Origin of the sequence: Lactobacillus ultunensis DSM 16047 (assembly GCF_001436305.1) — a bacterium.
GTDB classification, from domain to species: Bacteria; Bacillota; Bacilli; order Lactobacillales; family Lactobacillaceae; genus Lactobacillus; species Lactobacillus ultunensis.
Genome location: NZ_AZFO01000063.1, coordinates 1 through 3,843, shown reverse-complemented (window position 1 = coordinate 3,843; position 3,843 = coordinate 1). Strand labels below are relative to the sequence as shown.

2 protein-coding genes and 1 tRNA gene are annotated in these 3,843 nt (G+C 32.2%); all 3 read left to right on the top strand.

Annotated elements, in window-relative coordinates; all coding sequences use genetic code 11:
* Positions 1-24: 24 nt before the first annotated feature.
* The 3 genes from FC57_RS10230 to FC57_RS10220 all read left to right on the top strand — a co-directional run bounded on the left by FC57_RS10230 (position 25) and on the right by FC57_RS10220 (position 3,599).
* Positions 25-114 (top strand) — tRNA-Ser (locus FC57_RS10230).
* A gap of 187 nt (positions 115-301) precedes the next feature.
* A complete protein-coding gene (locus FC57_RS10225; RefSeq protein ID WP_007127094.1) occupies positions 302-562 on the top strand; it encodes an NUDIX domain-containing protein in 261 nt (86 codons plus the stop codon).
* 139 nt (positions 563-701) lie between these two features.
* Entirely contained in the window at positions 702-3,599 is a 2,898-nt protein-coding gene (locus tag FC57_RS10220; protein ID WP_007127092.1) for a DEAD/DEAH box helicase, read from the top strand.
* The last annotated feature ends 244 nt before the right edge of the window (positions 3,600-3,843 follow it).

Below are 3,843 nucleotides of genomic sequence, written 5' to 3'. Positions count from 1 at the left end.
GGTTCAAGTCCATTTAGGCCCATTGGAGACTTACTCAAGTGGCTGAAGAGGCGCCCCTGCTAAGGGTGTAGATCGGGTTATTCCGGTGCGAGGGTTCGAATCTCTCAGTCTCCGTAATAGATAAAGCTCGTTTATCGAGCTTTTTTTATTGCTTAAAATACAAGCTGTATAAAAGAGACCTAGCTGATAATTAAGTAGGTCTCTTTTGGCATTTTTAAGAATTATTTTCTTGGGATTAGTTATTGTACAATAAAACTAAAAATATTTAGGAGAATAGCTATGTCAAAGAAGATTATTAGAGTTGCAGGGGGTAGCAATTATAGATCAGGATAAAAATGAAGTTTTAGCTGGTAAACGCGACGCTGATCGTTTAGTCGGTGGAATGTGGGAATTTCCAGGAGGAAAGATAGAAAAGGGTGAGACGCCTCAGGAAGCCGCCAAACGTGAATTAGAAGAAGAATTTCATGATGAAGTTAAAATTGGACCTCAACTGGGTAAAACGGTAAGTTACGAATACGATTTTGGCATAGTAAAGTTAACAGTTTTTTTGCAAAATTGTTAACTCATAATTTTGAACTTGTAGCACATAGTGAGATTGAATGGCTATCGGCTAGTAAGGTTAAGGAGCTAAATTGGGCGCCTGCTGATGCCCCATTGGTTGAAGAATTAGCTAGAACAAATCTAAAGGATATTAAGTTTTGATGGATTTAGAAAAAGATTTAACAAAGACGGTCTTAAATAATTATATTGATAAGGATAGATTTCTAAGTAATGGAAATTTATCGGCTCGTCTTATTCTTAATCATGGTCAAAATGATAATATTTACCGAATTTTGAAGAAGGAGTTAGCTACCTGTAAATCCTTTACGTTTGTAGTAGCGTTTATAACACAGCGTGGGTTTACGTCCTTTTTAACTGTCTTATCTGATTTAGCTAAATGTGGGATTCATGGCAGAGTTTTGACCTCAACATATCTTTATTTTAATGAACCTGACGCTTTTAGAAGTTTGATGAAAGTTCCCAATGTTGAAACTAGAATTTTTAATGAAAAAGATGCGGAAACTAACAAAGAATTACCATTTCATGCCAAGGGATATTTATTTGAACATGAAGGATATCGCTCAGCAATTATTGGTAGTTCAAATTTAACTTCAGGTGCTTTAATTAATAATTATGAATGGAATCTGAATGTAAATTCGCTGGATAATGCAGAAATTACGCAACAAATTAACTTCCAAATCGAAGATGAATGGCGCAAAGCTATACCTTTAACGAAGAATTGGCTTACACGGTATCAGAATAAATTTGATCAAAATAAACTGATAGAGCCTGAAGTAGCAGAAGATAAACGTTCCTTACCAGTTCAGCCTAATAAAATGCAAAAAGAAGCATTAGGTGAAATTCAATATCTTAGACAAAATGGCAAAAATAAGGCGCTGATTATTTCTGCGACCGGTACAGGAAAAACATATCTTGGAGCTTTTGATGTTCGTAAATTTAACCCAAAAAGATTTTTATATGTCGTTCATCGTGAACAAATTCTACAAAAATCTAAACTTAGTTTTCTTAATGTTATTGGTGGTGATGACTCTGAATATGGTATTTACAGTGGAAATCACCAGGAAGGTTTAAAAACTAAATATGTTTTTGCGACGGTTCAAACTTTAGCTAAGGATGAAAATTTAAAGAAGTTTGCCAGAGATGCCTTTGACTATATTTTGTTTGATGAAGCGCATCATTTAGGAGCAACACAGGAACTAAAAATTTTTAAGTATTTTCAACCTAAATTTTGTTTAGGTATGACCGCTACACCTGAAAGAACTGACGATTTTAGTATTTATAAGTTATTTGATTACAATATTGCCTATGAAATTAGGCTGCAAAGTGCTTTAGATCAAGACATGCTTTGTCCTTTTCACTATTATGGTGTTGAGGATTACGTTTATCAAGACGAATTAATTGGTGGTGCAACCAGCTTGAATTGGTTGGTAAGTGATGAGCGAGTAAACTATATTTTGCAGCGAACGGATTATTATGGTTATTCTGGTCGGACTTTACATGGTTTAATCTTTTGTAGTCGAAAAAAAGAATCTAAAATTCTAGCAAGAAAATTAACTGAAAAAGGTTATCCAGCGATTGCAATAGCAGGATCAGATTCGATTGGTGAACGAGAAAAAGTAGTCAGGAAATTAGAAAAAGGTGAGATTAAATATATCGTCACAGTTGACGTTTTTAATGAGGGCGTAGATATTCCGTGTATTAATCAAATTGTTTTGCTGAGAAATACTCAGTCAAGTATTGTTTTTGTACAACAATTGGGACGCGGATTGAGAAAATACAAAGGGAAAGATTATCTGACCGTAATAGATTTTGTTGGTAATTATGATAATAACTACCTGATTCCAGTGGCTTTGACCGGTGATAAATCGCATAATCGTGATCGAGTTCGTGATAAGTTAGATCTAGAGCCAATTTATGGTGTATCCTTGATTAATTTTACAAATGTGGCTAAAGAGCAAATCTATAGATCTATTAATCGTTCCAACCTTACACTGAAGCGTAAATTACGTGAAGAATATGTGAATGAAAAACGTAAAATTGGCAGAATACCGTTAATGTATGATTTACAAAAAGAATCAATTGATTGTGAAGTCATTGCTGAAAAATATAAAAATTATAGTCATTTTTTACAAGAAATGGGAGAAAGTGATTATCAAGTATCCGATTTTCAAAATAAGATATTAAAATTCCTGACTGTAGTTTTAGCTAATGGAAAACGAAAGCATGAACTTTTATTATTAGATAGGCTTTTGAATCAAAGCGAAGTCAAAGAAGATGAGTATTTAGCTATTTTAAGAAAAAATCACTGTTTGATTTCAGATGATATTCTTAAATCAGTTGATGCAATATTATCATTATCGTTTTTTATCAGAAGATCTTTGCCTAATAAAGAAACTTACGGTGGTGAAAATATTGTTGAACATAAAAATGAAAAGTACTTTTTGAATGAAAAAGTAAAATCAAAGTTAGAAAATAAAAATTTTTATGTGCTTTTTAGGGATGCAATTAGAACTGGTTTACTTCGATCCCAAAAATATAATGCCGATAAGACTTTCACTATTAATGAAAGATATACTCGCACGGATGCCAATCGTTTGTTAAATTGGGACAAAATTGTTCCAGGCCAGAATATTGGTGGCTATAAATTTGATTATGATAAGAAAAATTGTGCCATTTTTATTACTTACAATAAAAAGAATGATGCACGAACTTTGGCATATCAAGATCAATTCATAAATCAGTCTATTATTAACATGTATTCAAAATATCCTCGAAGTTTGGATAGTAGAGAAATTCAGAATTTTAAAAGTAAAGAAATTGATTTTCATTTATTTGTAAAAAAATCAGATGATGAGGGGAAAAGTTTTATCTATTTAGGAACTTGTCACCCTCAATCAGATACATTTAGACAAAAAGAAATGAAGAGAACTGATAAAAATAATAAACCCAAAATTGTACCAGTAGTCTCAATGAATTTAAAATTAACTACTCCCGTTGATATTAATACATACTATATGCTGACAAAAATGAGGTATTAGGGGATAAAAATAATTAGAAGATGTCTCTATTACAATGTATTTGTACTTTTTTGCAAAAAAATATAAAAAGTACTTGCTTTTTATCGGCTAATCTATTACTATTAAATACGTTGTGATTGAGAGATCACCTAAGTAATCAGGTTTTAAAAAGATTCAAAAAAGTACTTGACTTTCAAAACTTGATTCGGTATTATAATTAGGTGTTCTTGATTAAGAGACATGACCCGTTGGTCAAGTGGTTAAG

Excerpts from the sequence above, each read along its gene's own strand:
- FC57_RS10220 (WP_007127092.1), top strand. The coding sequence starts at position 702 with ATGGATTTAGAAAAAGATTTAACAAAGACGGTCTTAAATAATTATATT.